The 18,993-nt window shown below is 62.8% G+C and carries 20 protein-coding genes; 12 read left to right on the top strand and 8 right to left on the bottom strand.

Translation table 11 applies throughout. The features are described from left to right. Positions 1–25 precede the first annotated feature (25 nt). Positions 26–997, top strand: a complete 972-nt coding sequence (locus RLO07_RS14110; protein WP_462292771.1) for a cytochrome c oxidase subunit 3 — start codon at positions 26–28, stop codon at positions 995–997. 5 nt (positions 998–1,002) lie between these two features. On the opposite strand, the gene RLO07_RS14105 is transcribed toward RLO07_RS14110, so the two are convergent. Further along, on the bottom strand, positions 1,003–1,260 hold the full coding sequence (locus RLO07_RS14105) for a DUF2909 domain-containing protein (protein ID WP_462292770.1): 258 nt from the start codon (positions 1,258–1,260) through the stop codon (positions 1,003–1,005). A gap of 92 nt (positions 1,261–1,352) precedes the next feature. On the opposite strand from RLO07_RS14105, the gene RLO07_RS14100 reads away from it, so the two are divergent. The 5 genes from RLO07_RS14100 to polA are packed head-to-tail and all read left to right on the top strand — an operon-like array spanning position 1,353 to position 7,090. Then, positions 1,353–2,108, top strand: a complete 756-nt coding sequence (locus RLO07_RS14100) for an SURF1 family protein (RefSeq protein WP_462292769.1) — start codon at positions 1,353–1,355, stop codon at positions 2,106–2,108. Positions 2,109–2,123: 15 nt separating this feature from the next. Beyond that, positions 2,124–2,774, top strand: coding sequence for a hypothetical protein (locus RLO07_RS14095; RefSeq protein ID WP_462292768.1), 651 nt, complete (start codon positions 2,124–2,126; stop codon positions 2,772–2,774). Further along, on the top strand, positions 2,775–3,683 hold the full coding sequence (gene cyoE, locus RLO07_RS14090; RefSeq protein WP_462292767.1) for a heme o synthase: 909 nt from the start codon (positions 2,775–2,777) through the stop codon (positions 3,681–3,683). Positions 3,684–3,696: 13 nt separating this feature from the next. Beyond that, entirely contained in the window at positions 3,697–4,359 is a 663-nt protein-coding gene (locus RLO07_RS14085; RefSeq protein ID WP_462292766.1) for an SCO family protein, read from the top strand. 7 nt (positions 4,360–4,366) lie between these two features. Then, positions 4,367–7,090 carry a DNA polymerase I gene (polA, locus tag RLO07_RS14080; RefSeq protein WP_462292765.1) on the top strand — a complete coding sequence of 908 codons (2,724 nt, stop codon included), beginning with the start codon at positions 4,367–4,369 and terminating at the stop codon, positions 7,088–7,090. Between the two features lie 156 nt (positions 7,091–7,246). Here the strand turns inward: polA and yihA are convergent, their stop codons facing one another. Continuing rightward, the gene (gene yihA, locus RLO07_RS14075; RefSeq protein ID WP_462292764.1) at positions 7,247–7,924 is read right to left on the bottom strand and encodes a ribosome biogenesis GTP-binding protein YihA/YsxC; all 678 of its coding nucleotides are present in this window, start codon (positions 7,922–7,924) and stop codon (positions 7,247–7,249) included. 113 nt (positions 7,925–8,037) lie between these two features. Here yihA and RLO07_RS14070 point away from each other — a divergent pair, with 113 nt between their 5' ends. The 4 genes from RLO07_RS14070 (at position 8,038) to RLO07_RS14055 (ending at position 11,053) form a co-directional block, all read left to right on the top strand. Continuing rightward, complete coding sequence (locus RLO07_RS14070; protein ID WP_462292763.1) at positions 8,038–8,331, top strand: c-type cytochrome; 294 nt, start codon at positions 8,038–8,040, stop codon at positions 8,329–8,331. A 35-nt stretch (positions 8,332–8,366) separates the two neighbouring features. Continuing rightward, the gene (locus tag RLO07_RS14065; protein ID WP_462292762.1) at positions 8,367–9,002 is read left to right on the top strand and encodes a c-type cytochrome; all 636 of its coding nucleotides are present in this window, start codon (positions 8,367–8,369) and stop codon (positions 9,000–9,002) included. Positions 9,003–9,113: 111 nt separating this feature from the next. After that, positions 9,114–9,767, top strand: a complete 654-nt coding sequence (locus tag RLO07_RS14060) for a thiol:disulfide interchange protein DsbA/DsbL (protein ID WP_462292761.1) — start codon at positions 9,114–9,116, stop codon at positions 9,765–9,767. Between the two features lie 53 nt (positions 9,768–9,820). Then, positions 9,821–11,053: a GGDEF domain-containing protein gene (locus RLO07_RS14055; protein WP_462292760.1), complete on the top strand. Its 1,233-nt coding sequence runs from the start codon at positions 9,821–9,823 to the stop codon at positions 11,051–11,053. A gap of 45 nt (positions 11,054–11,098) precedes the next feature. Here RLO07_RS14055 and RLO07_RS14050 read toward each other — a convergent pair whose 3' ends face one another. Together RLO07_RS14050 and RLO07_RS14045 are read right to left on the bottom strand one after the other, a co-directional pair. Next, positions 11,099–11,719 (bottom strand): NADPH-dependent FMN reductase, encoded by a 621-nt coding sequence (locus RLO07_RS14050; RefSeq protein ID WP_462292759.1) that lies wholly within the window; start codon positions 11,717–11,719, stop codon positions 11,099–11,101. 19 nt (positions 11,720–11,738) lie between these two features. After that, on the bottom strand, positions 11,739–12,746 hold the full coding sequence (locus RLO07_RS14045; protein WP_462292758.1) for a cysteine synthase A: 1,008 nt from the start codon (positions 12,744–12,746) through the stop codon (positions 11,739–11,741). 130 nt (positions 12,747–12,876) lie between these two features. Here RLO07_RS14045 and RLO07_RS14040 point away from each other — a divergent pair, with 130 nt between their 5' ends. Next, a complete protein-coding gene (locus tag RLO07_RS14040; RefSeq protein WP_462292757.1) occupies positions 12,877–13,920 on the top strand; it encodes a GGDEF domain-containing protein in 1,044 nt (347 codons plus the stop codon). On the opposite strand, the gene RLO07_RS14035 is transcribed toward RLO07_RS14040, so the two are convergent. The 4 genes from RLO07_RS14035 to RLO07_RS14020 form a co-directional block, all read right to left on the bottom strand. After that, positions 13,886–15,106: a multidrug effflux MFS transporter gene (locus RLO07_RS14035; protein ID WP_462292756.1), complete on the bottom strand. Its 1,221-nt coding sequence runs from the start codon at positions 15,104–15,106 to the stop codon at positions 13,886–13,888. The two genes, RLO07_RS14040 and RLO07_RS14035, sit on opposite strands and share 35 nt — an antisense overlap. A gap of 56 nt (positions 15,107–15,162) precedes the next feature. Then, positions 15,163–15,945: an SDR family NAD(P)-dependent oxidoreductase gene (locus RLO07_RS14030; protein ID WP_462292755.1), complete on the bottom strand. Its 783-nt coding sequence runs from the start codon at positions 15,943–15,945 to the stop codon at positions 15,163–15,165. A 111-nt stretch (positions 15,946–16,056) separates the two neighbouring features. Further along, the gene (locus tag RLO07_RS14025; protein ID WP_462292754.1) at positions 16,057–16,545 is read right to left on the bottom strand and encodes an Lrp/AsnC family transcriptional regulator; all 489 of its coding nucleotides are present in this window, start codon (positions 16,543–16,545) and stop codon (positions 16,057–16,059) included. Beyond that, positions 16,542–17,021: an EVE domain-containing protein gene (locus RLO07_RS14020; protein ID WP_462292753.1), complete on the bottom strand. Its 480-nt coding sequence runs from the start codon at positions 17,019–17,021 to the stop codon at positions 16,542–16,544. Before RLO07_RS14020 ends, RLO07_RS14025 begins: the two co-directional genes overlap by 4 nt. 293 nt (positions 17,022–17,314) lie before the next feature. Here RLO07_RS14020 and leuA point away from each other — a divergent pair, with 293 nt between their 5' ends. Beyond that, positions 17,315–18,988, top strand: coding sequence for a 2-isopropylmalate synthase (leuA, locus tag RLO07_RS14015; RefSeq protein ID WP_462292752.1), 1,674 nt, complete (start codon positions 17,315–17,317; stop codon positions 18,986–18,988). Positions 18,989–18,993: the final 5 nt, after the last annotated feature.

Genomic DNA, 18,993 nt, shown 5'->3' with positions numbered 1-18,993 from the left:
CGAGTGATTACAACGGAGAAACACGATGACAACCCACAGTTCCACAGAGTACGAGAAGTACTACGTACCGGAAAAAAGCAAGATGGCAGTCTGTGCCACCATCGGGCTGCTCATGAGCACCTTTGGGGCTGCAACGGTCATGAACGACGTGACCTTTGGCGACGGTGCCACCACGGGCTCCTGGAGCATTTTCTGGTTCGGCCTGTTCTTCTTTTCGGCCACCCTGTTTGCCTGGTTTCGCACCGCTATCCGGGAAAACATCGCCGGCCTCAACAGCGCCCAGCTGAAAAAGTCCTATGTGCTGGGCATGTTCTGGTTCATCTTCTCCGAGGTCATGTTCTTCCTCGCCTTTTTTGGCGCCCTGTTCTACGTTCGCACCCTGGTCGGTCCCTGGCTGGCGGGTGAAGGCGAAGGCGGCAGGATGAATCACCTGCTGTGGGAAGGGTTCCAGTACGCCTGGCCCATGGCGCAAACGCCCCAGGAAGCGATGGGCGGTGTTGCCAACCAGCCCATTGCCAACATGGGCACGTTCCAGAGTTATGAAAAGAGCATGGCCTTCAGCGAGGCGGCTGCCTGGTACCTGTGGCTACCGATGTGGAACACGATTGTGCTGCTGTCATCCAGTGTGACCGTGCACATCGCCCACATGGGCATCCTGGACGGCGACAAGCGCAAGTTCAACATCTGGCTGGGCATTACCGTAGCCCTGGGGATGCTGTTCGTTGCGCTGCAGGCGCTGGAATACTATGAGGCCTACGCGCACTTTGGCCTGACCTTGAACTCCGGTATTTACGGGTCCACATTCTTCATGCTGACGGGCTTTCACGGTTTCCACGTGATCATGGGCATGACCATGCTGCTGATCCAGTGGCTGCGTTCGGTGAAGGGCGGGCATTTCACCGCCGACGACCATTTTGGCTTTGAAGCGTCCAGCTGGTACTGGCACTTTGTCGATGTGGTATGGGTGTTCCTCTTCCTGTTTGTCTATATCCTGTAGCGCGGTCAGTCGCCACTCTCCTGCTCCTGGGATGCCAGCGGACGCGGTCCGGCATCCCAGGGGTTGCGGTGGCCAAGCTGGCCACTGGCAACGCCGTAGACGATCAGGCCTGCGAGCGTGATGGCAAGGCCCAGTCTCACCCCGAGCGAGTGAAACGTCCTGCGCTTGCTCTTGTCGCCCTGGTCGACCATGAGGAAGTAGAACCCGCTTCCCAGGCTGGCAAGCAGTGCCAGCATCAATACGACGATCGCGATTTTCAACAATGGTCTTCTCCCGGTTGCAAACAGCGCAGTATAAACCAGCACAACGGTGGACGGCTGCAACCTACCTGACTTTAACTGAACGGGGCTGATACATGGCGGGATTACAGCTGGATTTCGAGTGGCGCATCACCCTGGCGACGGCATTGCTGTTGCCAGCCCTGATCGCCCTCGGATTCTGGCAACTGGAGCGCGCCGAGGAGAAGGCCGGGCTGGAGGCGCGCTGGAGTGCGCGCCAGAGCGAAGCTCCTGCGCCCCTGTCTGCGCTGGCGTCCAGTGATCCGCAACAACTGGCTTACCGCCGGGTCTCGCTGCAGGGAAGATTTCTGCCGGGACACTACCTGCTGCTGGACAACCGCATGCATCAGGGCCGTTTTGGCAACGAAGTGATCGGTCTGCTGGCGCTGGACGACAGCGACCAGGTGGTGCTGGTGAACCGGGGCTGGGTACCCAGCGATCCCGCGCGCCTGGTACTGCCAGAGGTGCCGGCACCCGAGGGCGCCGTGACGCTGACCGGGCACATCTATGTTTCCCCGGGCAAACCCTATCTGCTGGGGGAGCAGCAACTCGCGCCGCCCTGGCCGGTGCGGATTCAGGCCGTGGACACCGAGGCCCTGGCGCCACTGGTGGCGACGGTCACCGACGCCGTGCTGTACCCGCATCCGGTGCGGATCGATAGCGGCCAGCCCGGCGCGTTGACGGTTGCCTGGCAGCTGGTCAATGCCAGTCCGCAGAAACATCAGGGCTACGCCCTGCAGTGGTTTACCATGGCGGCGGTACTCGCTTTTTTCTTCCTGCTGCGCAGCTCCAACCTGTGGCAGCTGCTTACCCGCAAACGACACGAGGCCTGACCAATGCAGCAACCGGTGACAGCCCCGAATAAAGGCAGGATGGTGATGCTGCTCATCGCCGGCATTCCAGTCACGATGGTGCTGGCTGCAACCTGGCTCTGGTGGTTCGTGGTTCGCGGTGACCTCGATATCGTGGAACTGCTGGGCACCGCCAACCGCGGCACCCTGCTGGACCCGCCGCGGGAACTGGCCGCGGCGGAGCTGGCGGCGCCGTCTGGCACACCGCTGCCCTGGACCAATACCGACCTACAGTGGACCCTGCTGGTGACCAACCATGGCGCCGAATGCAGTACGGCCTGCGAATACAAGCTGTACCTTACCCGGCAGATCCACATGGCGCTCGGAAAGCAATTCCCGCGTGTGCGCCGAATGCTGGTGACTGACCGGGCGACGTCGGCTACGGACCTGGCAGTCGCGACCCTCAGTGACGGCAAGCAGGCGCCGCCAGAGTTCGGCCCGTTTCTGGCGACCGAACATGGCGGCCTGTCGGTGCTGCGCCTGGATCCCGCCGACTGGCCGGACCTGTTCCCGGAGGCGCTGGCGGACGCACGGACCTGGTACCTGGTGGATCCGGCAGGTTGGGTCATGATGGCGTATGCTGAGGACGACAGTTACAAGGACGTGATTTCCGATCTCAAATTCCTGCTGAAGAACTCCGGGGACTGAATGGGCGCTACGACAGACATGCCAGTGGCGGGCAAAGCCACCTGGCGCGACTACAAGGAGCTGACCAAGCCCAACGTGGTGCTGCTGATGATCCTGACCTCGGTGATCGGGATGTTCATGGCGGTGCCCGGCATGGTGCCACTGGATGCGCTGATCCTGGGTAACCTGGGCATTGCCCTGTGCGCGGGTGCGGCGGCCGCGGTCAATCACCTGGTCGATCAGCGTGTGGACCAGCGCATGGCCCGCACCAGCAAGCGCCCGATCGCCCAGGGTCGGGTCGGGCCCCTGCAGGCCAGCCTGTTCGCCCTGGTCCTGGGTGGATTGGGCATGGCGATCCTGTTGATCTGGGTGAATGCGCTGACCGCCTGGCTGACGTTTGCCTCCCTGGTGGGTTACGCTTTTGTCTACACCATGTTCCTGAAACGTGCCACGCCACAGAATATTGTCATCGGCGGCCTCGCCGGTGCCGCGCCGCCCCTGCTGGGCTGGACCGCCGTTACCGGCGAAATTCACGGCCATGCCCTGCTGCTGGTGCTGATTATCTTCGCCTGGACCCCACCGCACTTCTGGGCGCTGGCCATTCACCGCAAGGACGAGTACGCGGCGGTCGATATTCCGATGTTGCCGGTGACCCATGGCGATGCTTTCACCCGGCTGCATATCCTGCTCTACACCATCATCATGTTCCTCATCACCCTGCTGCCATTCGTCACCCGCCTGAGCGGACCGCTGTACCTGCTCGGTGCCGTGGTGCTGGGTGTTGGCTTCCTCTACTGGGCGGTGGAGCTGATGCGCAACAGGAATCCGCAGGCGCCGATGGAGACTTTCAAGTATTCGATTGTCTACCTGATGGCGTTGTTCGTGATAATGCTGGTGGATCACTACCTGTTCCCGATGACGACTGCCTGAGGCCCCGATACCCATGAGCAACAGCAAGACAGCCATCCAGACCCGGGGCATACGGCTCACGGTAATCGGCGTACTGGTATTTATCCTGGTGATCGTTGCCGGCTTCGTCAACCGCATCGGCCAGCCGCGGGTGATGTCGGCCGCCGAGATGCAGGCCAATGGCGCCTTTCTGCTGCAAACTCCCAGGGACATCGGCGAATTCGAGCTGATTGACCATCGCGGCCAGCCCTTCGTGCCCGCCAGCCTCGAGGGCCAGTGGTCGTTGCTCTTCTTTGGCTTTACCTACTGCCCGGATATCTGTCCGACGACCATGGCGTTTCTCGATCAGTTCGTGCAGCAGCTGGAGGGCACCGAGGCCGCGGACACCCAGGTCATCATGGTATCGGTGGACCCGGCGCGAGACACGGTGGAGCAGCTGGCCAGCTATGTGCCCTTCTTCAATCCCGACTTCATTGGTGTGACCGGCGAGTTCCTCGATATCCACCGCTTTGCGACGGCGCTCAACACCCCCTTCCGCAAAGTGCCGGGACAGGATGAAAACTACCTGGTAGACCACAGCGCCAATGTGGTGTTGATCAATCCCCGGGGCGATTATCATGCCTTCTTCAAGGCACCGCTGGACCTGGCCAAGATGAAGGTGACCTATCGCTCCATCCGCGTGTTGTGGGATCGCTGAGCCGATCATGGCTGAACCCACCGCTCCGATTGTCCTTGTAGACGGGTCGTCGTATCTCTATCGGGCGTTTCACGCCCTGCCCCCGTTGAATACCTCCACCGGCGAGCCCACTGGTGCGGTCAAGGGTGTCATCAGCATGTTGCGGCGCCTGCGCAAGGATTACCCGGACAGCCCCGTGGCGGTGGTTTTTGATGCCAAGGGCAAGACCTTTCGCGACGAGCTGTTCGCGGAGTACAAGGCCCAGCGCCCACCCATGCCCGATGAGCTGCGCAGCCAGGTCGAGCCCATCCACGCCATTGTCCGCGCCATGGGCCTGCCGCTGATCTGCGAGCCGGGCGTGGAGGCGGACGACGTCATTGGTACCCTGGCCCGCGAAGCCAGTCGCCAGGGCCGCGCGGTGGTGATATCCACCGGTGACAAGGATATGGCGCAGCTGGTGGATGCCAATACTACCCTGGTCAACACCATGACCGACAGCCGTCTGGACGAGGCCGGCGTGGAGCAGAGGTTCGGCATTCCGCCGGAAAGGATTATCGACTTTCTCGCCCTGATGGGGGACAAAGTCGACAACATTCCCGGCGTTCCCGGCATTGGCGAGAAGACCGCTTTGGCCCTGCTGCAGGGCCTCGGCGGGCTGGACCAGATTTATGCGGCGCTGGACAAGGTGGCGCAGCTGGAATTTCGCGGCGCCAAAACCATGGCGGCCAAGCTGGAGGCGGAGAAAGAGCGCGCCTATCTGTCCTACCAGCTCGCAACGATCAAGACCGACGTGCCGCTGGCGGAAACCGTGGCGGATCTGCGCAACGGCGAGCCGGACCCGGAGGCGCTGCGCGAATGGTTCACCCGCCTCGAGTTTCGCAGCTGGCTGGAAGAGCTGCTGGAGGCAGGCCCGGAGGCAGACGCGGACCTCCCCGGGCAGACTGCCGGCGCCTGGGAAATCGTCACCCGGCAGGAAGAACTGGAGCACTGGCTGGAACGCCTGCAGGGCGCCGAGCTGTTTGCCTTCGACACCGAGACCACCAGCCTCAACTACATGGAGGCGCGGATTGTCGGCGTGTCTTTCGCGGTAGCGCCGGGAGAGGCTGCCTATGTCCCTCTCGCCCATGATTATCTCGGTGTACCGGAGCAGCTGGATCGGGACTCCGTGCTGGCACAGCTGCAGCCATTGCTGGAGGACGAGCAGCGCGGCAAGGTTGGCCAGAACCTGAAATACGATGCCAGCGTGCTCGCCAGCCACGGCATTACCCTGCGCGGCATTCGCCACGACACCATGCTGGAATCCTACATCCTCGACTCCACCGCCACCCGCCACGACATGGACAGCCTGGCGCTCAAGTACCTGGGCCACAAGACCATCCATTTCGAGGACATCGCCGGCAAGGGCTCGAAACAGCTGACGTTCAACCAGGTCAAGCTGGAAGAGGCCGGTCCCTACGCGGCCGAGGACGCGGACATCACCCTGCGCCTGCACCAGACCCTGTGGCCGCGGTTGCAAGCCCTGCCTGGCCCATGTTCGGTCTACACTGACATCGAGTTGCCGCTGGTGCCGGTGCTGTCGCGGATTGAGCGCACGGGTGCGCTGCTTTCCACGGAGCTGTTGCGGTTGCAAAGCGGCGAGTTGGGCAAGCGCCTGCAGCAACTGGAGGCAGAAGCCCATGATCTCGCTGGCCAGGCGTTCAATCTCGGCTCTCCCAAGCAGCTGGGCGAAATCCTGTTCGACAAGCTGGAGCTGCCGGTCCTGCGCAAGACGCCCAAGGGTGCGCCCTCCACCGCCGAGGAAGTGCTGGCGGAACTGGCTCTGGACTATCCGTTGCCCAAGGTGCTGCTGGAATACCGCGGCCTCAGCAAGCTGAAGTCCACCTATACCGACAAGCTGCCGGATATGGTCAATCCCGCGACCGGCCGTATTCACACTTCCTACCACCAGGCGGTGACCGCGACCGGGCGGCTGTCCTCCTCCGACCCGAACCTGCAGAACATTCCTATTCGCACCGAAGAGGGTCGCCGTATCCGCCAGGCCTTCATTGCCCCTGAAGGCTACCTGATCGTCGCCGCCGACTACTCCCAGATAGAATTGCGTATCATGGCCCACCTGTCCGGGGATGCGGGTCTGCTGCGGGCGTTCCGGGACGGTCTCGATGTCCACCGGGCGACCGCGGCCGAGGTGTTCGGCGTACCGCTGGAGTCAGTGTCCGGGGACCAGCGGCGCAAGGCCAAGGCAATCAACTTCGGACTCATCTACGGCATGTCCGCCTTTGGGCTCGCACGGCAGTTGCACCTGGGACGCAATGAGGCCCAGGAATATATCGAGCGCTACTTCGAACGCTACCCGGGCGTACAGGAGTACATGGACAGGACCCGGGCCAGTGCCCGGGAGCTGGGCTACGTGGAAACCCTGTTTGGTCGCCGGCTCTATCTGCCGGAGATCAACGCCCGCAACAAGATGCGGGCCCAGGCCGCGGAGCGCACCGCCATCAACGCACCCATGCAGGGTACAGCGGCGGATATCATCAAGAAGGCCATGCTCCGGGTCGATGGCTGGCTGCAGCAGTCCGCGGTGGATGCCCGCACCATCATGCAGGTACACGACGAACTGGTGCTGGAGGTGGCGGCCGCTGCCGTCCCCGAGGTCCGCGAAACCCTCTGCGGGCTGATGAGCGAGGCGGCTGAACTGGCGGTTCCGCTGCTGGTTGAAGCCGGTGTCGGAAAAAACTGGGATGAAGCGCACTGAAATGCGGAACTTGTCGCAACAGCCCTGGTCTCAGTTACCGTAGCAAGCTGCTACAGTCCCGCAGGTCTCTCTCCATTGGCCTTTCGCGGGGCATGTCTCTTCCCCAGAGACCCAAGCTGTCCCGGTTGCCTGTCCCCCTACGGGCAACCGGGTTTTTTATGCCCCGATTTCCGGTTCGTCCCCTTCCTCTTCACTGCCGTTACCCCCGTCGGCCATGCCGGGCTGCGTGAGCCAGGCATTGAGTATGGCAATCAGCTCCTTGTGACCGCTGTGCTTGAGCGCCGAGAACAGCTGTACGCTGACCAGGTCGCCGTGCTGCCGCAGCTCCTTCTGCACCTGCAGCAGGGTATTGCGGGCCGGCCCGTTCTTGAGTTTGTCGGCCTTGGTGAGGAGGATGTGCACGGGCATGCCGGCGGTAATTGCCCAGGTGAGCATCTGCTGATCGAAGGTCTGCAGCGGGTGACGCACGTCCATCAACAGCACCAGTCCGCGCAGGCTCTGTCTTTTTTGCAGGTAATTTTCCAGTTGCCGGGTCCACTCGCGCTTCACCGCCAGCGGCACCTTGGCAAAACCATACCCGGGCAGATCCACCAGGCGCTGCTGTTCGCTCAGGGAAAAGAAGTTGATCAGCTGGGTGCGACCGGGCGTCTTGGAGGTGCGGGCGAGTTTGGTGTTTTCTGTCAAGCTATTGATTGCAGAGGATTTTCCTGCGTTGGATCGGCCCGCGAAGGCCACCTCCCAGCCGCTGTCATCCGGGCACTGGGACAGCTTGCTGGCGCTGGTAAGGAAGCTGGCGTTGCGATAATCGGGGTTGGCCGGGGCCGGGGTTTGCATCGGGGGCGTTGCCTTTTTTGCGCTGGGTAAGTCGTATATAATGCCACAGCTTTTTTACTGGCCGTGGGAAATGTCCCGGGCCAGCACAACCCGGCGATCAGCAGAGGTGTAGCATGAAGAAAATGTTAGCGGTCAGTGCAATGTTGTTTGCTGCCAGTGCCATGGCGCAGCCGCCCATGGACAAGTACAACAAGAGCTGTGCGGTGTGCCACAATGCCGGCGTAGCGGGCGCGCCCAAGACCGGTGATGCCGCCGCCTGGGCACCGAAAATGGAAAAAGGAATGGAGGCTCTGGTCGCGTCGGTCAAGACTGGCCTCAACGCCATGCCGCCCAAGGGCATGTGCTTCGATTGCAGCGATGAAGACTACGCCGCCCTGATCACCTACATGTCCTCGCCGGCAGAGTAATCTGCCGGGTTCACCTATCCCGATCTGGAAGTGTCATGAAGAAAGTTCTTGTTCTCTGCGGCGCCCTGCTGGGTTTCGCTCACACGGCTGGTGCGGCGGTACCCTTTGTAGAAGGCGATGCCGCGGCCGGGGAGTCACTGACGGCCGTATGCGCAGCCTGCCATGGCGCGGATGGCAACAGCCAGTCCCCGGCATTTCCCAAGATTGCGGGCCTGGGTGAGCGCTATCTCTACAAGCAGTTGCTGGATATCCGCGATGGCGCCCGTCCGATTCCGACCATGGCTGGTCAGGTTGACAACATGACCAACCAGCAGCTGGCTGATATTGCGGCTTTCTACGCGTCGAAACCAATCAGCGGTAGCCAGACGGATCCCGATCTGGTGGCATTGGGAGAAAAGGTCTATCGTGCCGGTGTCGCCGAGCGCAAGGTGGCGGCCTGTATCGGTTGCCACTCCCCCAACGGCAAGGGTAATGCCCCTGCCGGCTATCCGGCGCTGGCGGGCCAGCATCCGGAGTATATTGCCACTCAGCTGCGCCAGTACCGCAAGGGCTACGAAGATCCCGACGGCCGCACCAACGATGGCGATACCAGAATCATGCGCAGCAATGCCTTTGGCCTCAGCGACATGGAAATCGAAGCCGTCGCCAGCTACGCTGCCGGCCTCAGGTAGGCAATCCGTACCTTTCTCGCAAGGTGGCCCGGTGGCCACCTTTTCTGTCAGTCGGAGAACGCCGCGCCGGAATCATGGTCTGACCAACAACATCCGACAATGGAGAGTCCCATGCTCAAGCGATTCCTTGCCCTTGCCCTGATAGTGCTGGCCCCGCTGGCTATTGCCGCCGAGGACGCACAAACCTGGGAAGAAGGCACCCACTACGACCTGATTACTCCGGTTATCCGCACCGCTGATCCGACCAAGGTCGAGGTCGTCGAATTCTTCTGGTACGGCTGCGGCCATTGCTACACGTTCGAACCACTGGTGAGCCGCTGGAAGGAAACCCTGGGCGACGATGTCACCTTCCAGGGCTCGCCCGCTGTCTGGAACAAGCCCATGGAGCTGCACGCGGCCATGTACTACACCGCGGATGTGCTCGGCGTGCTCGATTCCATGCATACCGTGATGTTCCAGGCCATGAACGTCGATGGCAAGCGCCTCGCGTCGGAAGCCGAGATCCGCAAGCTGTTTACCGACAATGGCGTCAGTGCCGAGGATTTCGACAAGGCATTCGCTTCTTTCGGGGTCAGCAGCCAGGTGCGTCAGGCCAACAGCCGGGCCCGGGCCGCCAAGATCACCGGTACCCCGGAAATGATGGTGAACGGCAAGTATCGCATCAGTATTCGCAAGGCCGGCAGCCAGGCGAACATGCTGAAAGTCGCTGATTTCCTGATCGCAAAGGAACGCTCTGCGCTCGCCGCCTCGGCCGGCGCTTCCTGAGCCTGGCGGGATAGCATTCCCGCGCGTTCAATTCGCCCGGCGGCGTGCCAGCCGTGCTAGCGATCTACTTTTCGCCGATGCTGTTGGGGCTCATGCTGCTGCTGGCGATCGCCGTCGCGGCAACTGCCCTCTGGTACGTTTCCAGGCCCTATGCCGGCCCGGCCTTCTGGATGGCATCGGGCTGGACGCTCATTCTCGGGGTGATGCTGTTTATCGGCTTCATGGTGACCGGCAGCCCGGTGCTCAATGTGCTGGGCAACGCCGGGCAGCTGGCCGGGGAAGCGCTGTTCCTGCTCGGAATCTTCCGCTTTCTGGGGCGCCCCCTGCCCCTCTGGATCGTGCCCGCCAGTGTCGGCCTGATGATGGCTTTCAATATCCGCTACTGGGTGGTCGACGGTAATTCCGACTTTCTGCTCGGGGTGTATTCCACCATCGCCGGACTGCTGCCGCTGCAGGCGATCTGGCTGCTGCTGCACAGCCGCGCAGACCGCGCCACGCGGCCGGCCCAGCTTCTGGTTGGCGTCAGCCTGCTGCTGTATTCCGGGGTCACCCTGTTGCGCGGCTATCACGGCTATCATGACTGGCTTCTGGACCGTCCCTATATCCCGCCACACCAGTCCTTTAGCTACCTGCTGCCCTACAATTTTGCGCTTCCTGCCCTGGTCATGGGGTTCGTTGGCGTCACCCTGATGACCATGCAGAGAATTCTCGCGTCAAGCCGGGAGCACGAGGAGCGGGCGCAGCGCCTGGCGACGCGTGACGAGCTGACGGATCTGCTCAATCGACGGGCGTTGAATGCCATCGCTGAACGCGATCTTGCCCGTGCCCTGCGCCAGCAACAGCCACTGTGCCTGGCTTTTATCGACCTGGACCATTTCAAGCGTCTGAATGACAACCATGGTCACAGTTTCGGTGACCAGGTGTTGCGCATTTTTGCCGATAGCTGGCAGGGGCAGCTGCGCGCAAGCGATGTCCTGGCACGCTACGGTGGCGAGGAGTTCGTGCTGTTGCTGCCGGACACGGACGCCGGCGAGGCCCGGATCTTGCTGGATCGTGCCAGAGCCAGCGTCGCCGCCGCGGATATCCGCGACGGCGATGTGCCCGTGCCGCTGACCTTCAGTGCGGGGTTGGCGCAGGCGCAGGCGGGCGATGACGTCGACAGCCTGCTGGGTCGCGCGGACCAGGCTCTGTACCGGGCCAAGACCAGCGGTCGCGACCAGGTTTTCGTCTGGGAGCCGGGGGCATTTGCTGCCGCGCCCGGGACTCAGGCTTCAAGCCAGCGGTAGAGGGTCCGCCGCGTCACCCCCGGGATCCGGGGGGGATATCCTGCATCACATCCCCGTGCTGTAAACTTCCAGGGAGGCGTTGCCGCTGTCCCTTACCTGGCGCAGGGCCAGGGCATATTCCCGCAACAACCGCAGGCAATACAGAAGGCGATCGCTCAGGTACTGCTGGGATCTGGGGTCATTGTCCTTGCTGTCGGCATTGAACACGGAGCCGACATTGCGCACGATCAGGTGTTCGGGCAGGAAGCAGAGACGGTTGTTCTTGTAGCCACTCATGCGCAGTTCCGCCACCGGGTATGCGCCCCCGGCCGAGGCCGAGACCGTCACAATCAGGGCCGGCTTGTGTGCCAGTTCGCCCCCGGCTGCCCACATCAACAGAAAGTTTTTCAATCCCGCCGGCACCATGCCGTGCCACTCCGGCGAGATAATGACGAGACCGTCGCAACGGTGCAGTTCCTCCCGCAGGGGTTGCAATAGTTGTTGCCAGTGCTGGTTGTCTTCATCCCACACCCCCTCTTCCCACAGTGGCAGCGGGTTGCCACCCAGGTCATAGAACCAGCAACGGTCGCACAGCGCCTGCTGCGTCAGGGTCTGCTCAATATGGCGACCGACCTTGCTGCTCTGGGAGTCCGGGCGGTGACTGCCGCTGATAATGCCAATCTGCATTGTTTTCCTCGCGAGTTGATCAGACATTGAGCCAGGCCGGTACCGGCAGGCCCTTGTTGTGCAGGAAAGCGGGGTTGAACAGCTTGCTCTGGTAGCGGTTGCCATAGTCACAAAGGATGGTGACTATGGTGTGTCCGGGCCCCATGTGTTCCGCCAGTCGTACCGCACCGGCGATATTGATGCCGGCCGAACCACCCAGGCACAGGCCTTCGTGTTGCAGCAGATCGAACAGTAGCGGCAGGGCTTCCTGGTCGCTGATCATGAACGCGGTGTCCACTTGCGCTGCGGCGATATTGCCGGTGATGTGGTTGATGCCAATGCCCTCGACAATGGAATTGCCGGCACTGGCGGTCAGGCGACCGTCCTGGTAATAGTGGTAGAGCGAGGCGCCCTGGGGGTCGGCCAGGCCTATGGTGACGTCTGGCCGATGAGACTTGAGGGCTGCGGAGACGCCCGCCAGCGTGCCCCCGGTTCCCACCGCGCAGATGAAACCGTCGACCTTGCCTTCGGTCTGGGCCCAGATTTCCTCCCCGGTGGTGTCGCGATGCATGGCCATGTTGGCCAGATTGTCGAACTGGCGGGCCCACACGGCGCCGGCGGGTTCGGAGCCGGCGTATTTTTCCGCCAGCCGCTGGGCCGTGTGGATGTAGTGCCCGGGTTCGCTGTAGGAGGTCGCGGGCACCAGGTGCAGGTCGGCACCGAGCAATTCCAGGGTGTCGATCTTTTCCTTGCTCTGGCTGATGGGCATGACCACGGTGCTCTTGTAGCCCAGCGCATTCGCCAGCAGGGTCAGGCCGATACCGGTATTGCCCGCAGTGCCCTCGACAATGCGCCCGCCGGGGCGCAGTTCACCACTGGCTTCGGCAGCGCGGATAATGCCCAGGGCGGTGCGGTCCTTGACCGAGCCGCCCGGGTTCATGAACTCGGCCTTGCCGAAGATACGGCAGCCGGTACGCTCCGAGACCTCGCGCAGGTAAAGCAACGGTGTGTTGCCGATGAGCTGGGTGACATCTGCGGCGCTGTGCAAGGCTTGGGTCTCCGTGACGGGATGCCCCACAGTATGCCATAGCCTCCCCGTGTTTGCCGCTGCCGGGGGTGCTGTGGCATATTCGAGAGTTCGCGGCGGTCTTGCAGGCTTCAGCAATGGACAACAGGGCGTGAACTCGGGACCAAACCCCGACATCGATACCGCCGCCATGGCTTTGCACCTGGCCGACGGTCGCCGCCTTGAGCTGTCGGTAATGAATTACATCGGTGGCGTCACTGCGCTGGTTGTCACGGGCTTCGCCCTGTACCGCTACCAGACCGGCGACAGCAATGGCGCTGTCATCAATACGGTTATCGTCGCGATTCTCGTGCTCACCCTGCTACTGGGGCGCTCCCGCCGCTTCGGCCCGTATGCCCTCAATCTGTTTGGGCTGACAATAACGGCTTCGAGCCTGCTGAGTGCGCTGCTGGTCAGCAGCAACGGCCTGCTCTGGTCCTTCCTGGTTATCTGGATCAATTGCGTGATCTTGCCGCGAGCCCTGGCTGTATGCCTGAACGGTGTGATCATTGTTGCCCTCGCGGTCACTACACGGCTGTTCGATTCGGCACTGGAGCAGATCAGCTGGATAACAGTTGCACTGCTGATGACGGGATTCGGGCTGGTTTTTACCGATCAGCTGCGTCAGCAGCGTCGCCTGCTGGCAGAGCAGGCGACACTGGATCCGCTCACCGGCGCCGGCAATCGACGCCTGATGCAACAGCATCTTGAGGCCACTGTCGCCGAGCGCCGCCGCAATGCGGACTTCAGCAGCACCATCATGGTGATCGATCTGGACCTGTTCAAGCAGATCAATGACAACTATGGGCACGAGGCCGGCGACCGGGTGCTGGAGCGCTTTGCCGCCAGTGTGCGTTCTACCCTGAGGCTTGAGGATGGACTGTATCGGATGGGGGGTGAGGAATTCGTGGTCCTGTTGCGGGGCATGTCCGCCGTCACCGCGGCCACCGCCTTGCCGGAGCTGCACGAGAGACTCAGTGGCAGCGTGCCAGGCCCCGAGGGCACGATCCGGTTCTCCGCCGGGGCAGCGATACTGAAGTCGGGGGAGGACTGGTCACGCTGGCTGGCCCGGGCGGACAACGCCCTCTACGAGGCCAAGCAGGCGGGCCGCGACCGCCTGGTTATTGCCGCTGGGGAGCCTGTTCCGGGACTGTAAAATGCAGTCTGCGAACCTTCTGCCCCAGCGCCAGGGCGACCAGTGCCAGCAGCGCCATGGCGACCAGCATCGGTCGCGGTGAATCCACCAGAAAGAGGCTGACCAGGGCGCCGGCGGCAGCGGCGATTGCCATCTGGATGAATCCCAGCAGGGCCGATGCCGTGCCCGCCATCTGCGGGTAGGGCAGCAGGGCAAGACTCATGGCGTGAGGCAGGGTCAGCCCCAGCCCCGCTGTGTAGAGCATCATCGGCAGCATCAGGGCCAGTACGCTGTGCGGAAACACGGTGGCGGCCGCGCCCATGCAGACGCTTGCCGCCGCCGCGAGAACAGTTCCCAGCAGCAGCACTCGGGGAGATTCCAGACGACTCGCCAGACGGGCGCTGAGCGCGCTGCCGCTGATGTAGCCGGCGACTGTGGTCAGGAATATGGGCCCGAAGTACAGCACCGGCACATTCAGCATTTCCAGGTAGACGAACCCGGAAGAGGCCAGGTAGACCATCAGGCCGGCGTAGACCAGAGAGCTGGAGGTCACCACGGTCATGAAGGGACCACTGCGCAACAGGGTGCTGTAGTTGCGCAGAATGGTTCGCGGGTGCAGGCTCTGGGGCGCCGGCAGGGATTCGCCGAGATAGCGCTGCACCAGCAGCACCACCAGGGTGCCGTAAACCCCCAGGAAGATGAAAATACTGGGCCAGGGGAACACCAGCATCAGCAGCCCGCCGAGACTCGGTGCCACCGCCGGCGCCAGGGCCATGAGCATGGCAATCAGCGACAGCGCCCGCGCCGCCCGCCTGGGGCCAAACAGGTCGCGGGTGATGGTGCGCGCCAGGGTGGGTCCGACACAGGCGCCGACACCCTGCAAAAACCGGTACAGCAGCAATTCCTCCACCGTGGTCGCCAGGCTGCAGCCAACGCAGCCGAGCACGAACAGCAGGGTGCCGGAGGTTATCACCGGCTTGCGCCCGTAGCGGTCTGCCAGTGGCCCGCACACCAGATGGAATATCGCGAAGCCGGCGAGATAGGCGCTCAGGGTCAGCTGAATGCTGCCGACGCTGGTTTCCAGCGCTGCGCGCATCGCCGGCATGGCGGGCAGGTACATGTCCACGCTGAGCGGCCCGAGCGCAACCAGCGCCGCGAGCAGTACCAGCAGCCAGCGTGAGTCAGCAGAGAGGTGTCGGTTTGCCATGGGGCGGGAATGCTACCATGCGCACCCCCGCCAGCCTATGGCACCGGGGGCCCGGTTCAGTCCTTCTCAAACTTGAGCACAGTCTTCCACCAGAGGCGCGGGAACAGGGTGTGCCACAGCATCAGTAGTCGGGCCTCGCCCGGATAGATGATGTCCCTGTCCTTGTCGACGCCCTTTTCGATGGCATCGACAATCTTTTCCGGGTCCGAGAGGCGGCCGGATTTTTTCGCCTCGATGATGCTGCCGGGGCTGTCGGTGGCGAGGGTCTGGTCTATCAGGGGCGTGTTGACCGCGGGTGGGCAGACCAGGTGGATGCGCACACCCGAGTCCCGCAGCTCGTTCTGCAGCACTTCCATGTAGGTGTTGACCGCGGACTTGGTGGCGCAGTAGCCGCCCATGTGGGGTACCAGCGCGTGGCCGGCAATGGAGCCGAAGGCGATGACGCGGCCGCTGCGGCGTTTGCGCATCTCCGGCAGGACCGCCTGCACCATGTAGGTGGTGCCGAAATAGTTGATCCGGAACAGGCGCTCCATGCCCGCGTGGGTGTGATCGACCAGCTTGTGGCTGGGCATCAGCGCCGCGGCGTGTACCAGCAGGTCGATGGGTCCCAGGGCCTCCTGCACCTGCGCGACTTTCGCCTCCACCTCCGCCAGGTTGCCGATATCGCAGTGGAAGGGGCTGATGTTGTCGTGCGCCGCAGCCGTGGCCTCAAGACCCTCTTCGTTGACGTCGAAGATGGCCACTCGCGCACCCTTGCCTGCCAGTCGCAGGGCGATGATACGACCCATGCCACTGGCGCCGCCGGTGACCAGGGCGACCTTGTCATTCATTCCCTTCATGCCAGAGCTCCATTGGGGTTTATTCGATAATGCCCGCAAGCAGCGCGGGGCGGCAAGCCCCGCAGCGGCCAGCAAAACTGGCCGGAATGTGCCACCGCCCGCGGATCGGGCTCATACCTCGGTATCGTTGTCGATATGGTCCAGGGGCAGCGCCGTGTTTTGTACCACGCGCCGCAGTTCGAAGCTGGAGTGCACCCCGGTCACGCCGGGAATCCGCGTCAGCTTGCCGAGCAGGAACCGTTCGTAGTATTGCATATCCGGTACCACGGCCTTGAGCAGGTAATCCGCGCTCTGGCCGGTGACCACCGAGCACTCCATGACCTCGGGAAATGCGCTGACCTGGGCTTCGAAGGCATCGAACCGATCGGGGGTGTGGCGGTCCATGCTGATGCCGATGTAGGCGGTCAGCTTGAGTCCCAGCCGCGACTGATCCAGCAGGGTGGCAGTGCCGCGGATCAAACCGGATTCCTCCAGTCGCTTTACCCGCCGGGAGCAGGGTGTCGGCGACAGGCCAATACGCTCGGCCAGCTCCAGATTGCTGATGCGCCCTTCCCGCTGCAGGATGTCGAGGATGCGGCGGTCGCTGCGATCGAGTTTCATGCGCCTGCGCTCCTGTCTCCAGCGAGGGCCAGAATCAAATCCCGCTGGGCGTCGCTCACCGGCATCACCGACAGGCGGCTGCGCTTGAGCAGGGCAAAGCCCTCCAGGGCGTCGGCATGTTGCTTCAATTCCGCCAGGGGCACCGGTCGCGGCAGGTGGCGCTGGTAGCGGATATCCACCAGTACCCAGCGCGGATGATCGGTGTCGCTGCCGGCATCGAATCGGGGGGAATCGGGGTCGAACTGGCTGGGGTCCGGGCGCGGTGCGCTGGCCACCCGGGCCAGGCCGACAACCGCTGGTACCGGGCAGCTGGAGTGATAGACAAGGACCTCGTCTCCTGCCTGCATGCGGTCGCGGATGAAATTGCGTGCCTGGTAGTTGCGCACGCCGTCCCAGGGTTCGGTTTGCCGCGGGCGCGATGCCAGGTCATCAATACTGAAGGTATCCGGTTCGGTTTTGAGCAACCAGCAGGCCATTGTTTGCGCCCTCATTGGTGAATAATGTCACTAATACGTATATAGTCGCAATTATAGACTAAAGAAAGCGCAGTGTGATGGATTATTTGCAGCAATTCACCATCGGCTCAGGGCTATACTGTGCACTCGGCTGAGTCATCACCTGCTGCCGCCACACGTCGCATCACCCCGGCGCCGTGTATCAGGGCGAAGCCTCACGAGGGTCGGTCAGGTGGACGACAGTCCGCACGACCCGCAGGTGAACAGCCTCCATTTTTCAGTGCAACAGGCCAGCACCCAGAGGACAGGCGCGCATGAACCAGTTTGATTACCGCAAGTACCAGCCTTTCCAGCCGATCCGGATGAGCTCCCGGCGCTGGCCGGACCAGCAGATCACCCGCGCACCCCGCTGGTGCAGCGTGGACCTGCGCGACGGTAACCAGGCGCTGATCGAACCGATGACCGGGCGACAGAAATCCCGCCTCTGGGACCAGCTGGTGAAGATTGGTTTCAAGGAGATCGAGGTCGGCTTTCCCTCCGCCTCCAGCCACGACTTCGATTTCTGCCGCGAGCTGATTGAAAAGGGCCGGATCCCGGACGATGTCACCATCCAGGTACTGACTCAGGCCCGCCCGGAATTGATCGAGAAGACCTTCGAGGCCCTGCGCGGGGCCCGGCGCGCGATCGTGCACGTGTACAACTCCACCTCCACCGTGCAGCGGGAGCAGGTATTCGGTCTCGACCGGGCGGGGATCATCGATATCGCCGTCAAGGGCGCCAGGCTGGTGCGCGACACCGCGGCGCGCTACCCGGAAACAGAGTGGGTGTTCGAGTATTCCCCGGAAAGTTTTACCGGTACCGAGCTGGACTTTGCCGTGGAGGTGGTCGATGCGGTGACCGCGGTCTGGCAGCCAACTCCGGAAAAGCCGGTAATCATCAATCTGCCGGCCACCGTGGAGATGAGTACCCCCAACGTCTATGCGGATCAGATCGAGTGGTTTTGCGACCACGTCGCCAACCGCGAGTCCCTGCTGATTTCCCTGCATACCCACAATGACCGCGGTTGTGGGGTCGCGGCGGCGGAACTCGGTGTGCTGGCGGGTGCCGACCGGGTGGAAGGCACCCTGATGGGCAACGGCGAGCGCACCGGCAACATGGATATCGTCACCATGGCCATGAACCTCTACAGCCAGGGTGTGGACCCGGAGCTGCAGCTGGGGCACATGGACGAAATCATCCAGACCGTGAAGGAGTGCACCCAGCTGCCGATCCACCCCCGCCACCCCTATGCCGGCGAGCTGGTGTTTACCGCTTTCTCCGGCAGCCACCAGGATGCGATCAAGAAGTGCCTGGCGAAACGCGATGCGCGCGCGCCGTGGCAGGTGGCCTACCTGCCCATCGACCCGGCGGACATCGGCCGCTCCTATCAGGAGGTCATCCGTATCAACAGCCAGTCCGGCAAGGGCGGCGTGGCCTACGTACTGGAGAGTAGTTTTGGCTATGCACTGCCGCGCTGGCTGCAGATCGATTTCAGCCCGCTGGTGCAGGCCCATGCTGAAGCGCAGGAGTCAGAGCTGTCGCCGCAGGCCATTTACGACCTGTTCCAGCGCACCTACCTGTCGGGCGGCGGTCGCTGGCGCCTGGGGGACTATCAGGTCAGCCGCGCCGACAATGTCGACCAGCTGCGTGCGGAACTGCTGGAGGGCAGCAACCGCAGCAATTTGCAGGGTACCGGCAACGGCGTGGTAGCCTCGTTTGTCGACGCCATGCAGCGTTTTACCGGTCGCCAGATCGTGCTGGTGGAGTACAGCGAGCACGCCCTCAGCCAGAGCGCGGATGCAGAAGCGGTGTGCTATATCCAGCTCAATATTGATGGTGAGCGCTACTGTGGCGTCGGCCGCAGTCCGGACATCATCCAGGCTTCGCTGGACGGCATTCTGGGCGCCATCAACAAGGCCGCGGAGCAGGGTCAGACCGCCGCGGCCTGAACCTC

The sequence above is a fragment of the Haliea sp. genome (assembly GCF_040221975.1).
Taxonomy (GTDB): domain Bacteria; phylum Pseudomonadota; class Gammaproteobacteria; order Pseudomonadales; family Halieaceae; genus Haliea.
The sequence above is the reverse complement of the archived record's forward strand: the minus strand, read 5'-3'. Positions and strand labels throughout refer to the sequence as shown.